The sequence below is a fragment of the Variovorax paradoxus genome, assembly GCF_009755665.1.
Taxonomy (GTDB): Bacteria; Pseudomonadota; Gammaproteobacteria; order Burkholderiales; family Burkholderiaceae_C; genus Variovorax; species Variovorax paradoxus_G.
On the sequence record NZ_CP046622.1, the window covers coordinates 5,020,001 to 5,022,500 of the forward strand.

1 rRNA gene (only partly in view) is annotated in these 2,500 nt (G+C 50.8%); it reads right to left on the reverse strand.

Annotation, left to right across the window (positions count from 1 at the left end):
- Positions 1 to 2,500 (reverse strand): 23S ribosomal RNA (locus GOQ09_RS23460) (it extends past both window edges: 210 nt to the left, 164 nt to the right).

Genomic DNA, 2,500 nt, shown 5'->3' on the forward strand with positions numbered 1-2,500 from the left:
CGATACACCAGAGGTGTGTCCACTCCGGTCCTCTCGTACTAGGAGCAGGCTTCCTCAAATCTGCAGCGCCCACGGAAGATAGGGACCAAACTGTCTCACGACGTTTTAAACCCAGCTCACGTACCTCTTTAAATGGCGAACAGCCATACCCTTGGGACCGGCTACAGCCCCAGGATGAGATGAGCCGACATCGAGGTGCCAAACACCGCCGTCGATATGAACTCTTGGGCGGTATCAGCCTGTTATCCCCAGAGTACCTTTTATCCGTTGAGCGATGGCCCTTCCATACAGAACCACCGGATCACTATGTCCTGCTTTCGCATCTGCTCGACTTGTCAGTCTCGCAGTTAAGCACGCTTATGCCATTGCACTATCGTCACGATGTCCGACCGTAACTAGCGTACCTTCGAACTCCTCCGTTACGCTTTGGGAGGAGACCGCCCCAGTCAAACTGCCTACCATGCACTGTCCCCGATCCAGATAATGGACCTAGGTTAGAACCTCAAACACACCAGGGTGGTATTTCAACGTTGGCTCCACAAGATCTAGCGACCCTGCTTCAAAGCCTCCCACCTATCCTACACAGATCTGTTCAAAGTCCAATACAAAGCTACAGTAAAGGTTCATGGGGTCTTTCCGTCTTTCCGCGGGGAGATTGCATCATCACAAACATTTCAACTTCGCTGAGTCTCAGGAGGAGACAGTGTGGCCATCGTTACGCCATTCGTGCAGGTCGGAACTTACCCGACAAGGAATTTCGCTACCTTAGGACCGTTATAGTTACGGCCGCCGTTTACTGGGACTTCAATCAAGAGCTTGCACCCCATCATTTAATCTTCCAGCACCGGGCAGGCGTCACACCCTATACGTCCACTTTCGTGTTTGCAGAGTGCTGTGTTTTTAATAAACAGTCGCAGCCACCGATTTTTTGCAACCCATTCATGCTTCGTTGTTCACTACACACTAATAGGGCACACCTTCTTCCGAAGTTACGGTGTCAATTTGCCGAGTTCCTTCTCCTGAGTTCTCTCAAGCGCCTTAGAATACTCATCTCGCGCACCAGTGTCGGTTTGCGGTACGGTCGTATATAGCTGAAGCTTAGTGGCTTTTCCTGGAACCTCGTTCAGTCACTTCACGGACAAGTCCGCTCGATCGTTGGCCTCGGTATATGTGCACCGGATTTGCCTAATGCACGCCTACATCCAACTAAACCAGAATAATCCAATAACTGGATGACCTATTAAGATCCGTCCCCACATCGCACTATATATCGGTACAGGAATATTGACCTGTTTCCCATCAGCTACGCATCTCTGCCTCGCCTTAGGGGCCGACTCACTCTACGCCGATGAACGTTGCGTAGAAAACCTTGCGCTTACGGCGAGGGGGCTTTTCACCCCCTTTAACGCTACTCATGTCAGCATTCGCACTTCTGATACCTCCAGCACGCTTTACAACGCACCTTCACAGGCTTACAGAACGCTCTCCTACCACTTGCAATAAATTGCAAATCCGCAGCTTCGGTAACTGGCTTAGCCCCGTTACATCTTCCGCGCAGGACGACTCGATCAGTGAGCTATTACGCTTTCTTTAAATGATGGCTGCTTCTAAGCCAACATCCTGACTGTTTTAGCCTTCCCACTTCGTTTCCCACTTAGCCAATTTTAGGGACCTTAGCTGGCGGTCTGGGTTGTTTCCCTCTTGAGTCCGGACGTTAGCACCCGGTGCTCTGTCTCCCAAGCTGTACTCATCGGTATTCGGAGTTTGCCTTGGTTTGGTAAGTCGCCATGACCCCCTAGCCAAAACAGTGCTCTACCCCCGATGGTAATACTTGAGGCACTACCTAAATAGTTTTCGGAGAGAACCAGCTATTTCCAAGTTTGTTTAGCCTTTCACCCCTATCCACAGCTCATCCGCTAGTTTTGCAACACTAGTCGGTTCGGACCTCCAGTACCTGTTACGGCACCTTCATCCTGGCCATGGATAGATCACTTGGTTTCGGGTCTACACCCAGCGACTGATCGCCCTATTCGGACTCGATTTCTCTACGGCTTCCCTATTCGGTTAACCTTGCCACTGAATGTAAGTCGCTGACCCATTATACAAAAGGTACGCAGTCACCCCTTACGAGGCTCCTACTTTTTGTAAGCACGCGGTTTCAGGATCTATTTCACTCCCCTCCCGGGGTTCTTTTCGCCTTTCCCTCACGGTACTAGTTCACTATCGGTCGATGATGAGTATTTAGCCTTGGAGGATGGTCCCCCCATATTCAGACAGGATTTCTCGTGTCCCGCCCTACTTGTCGTTAGCTCAGTACCACACAGGTCATTTCACGTACGGGGCTATCACCCGCTATGGCCAGCCTTTCCAAGCTGTTCCGTTATGTCTTGTGCTATCACTAACAGGCTTCTCCGATTTCGCTCGCCACTACTTTCGGAATCTCGGTTGATGTCTTTTCCTCGAGCTACTGAGATGTTTCAGTTCACCCGGTTCGCCTCGC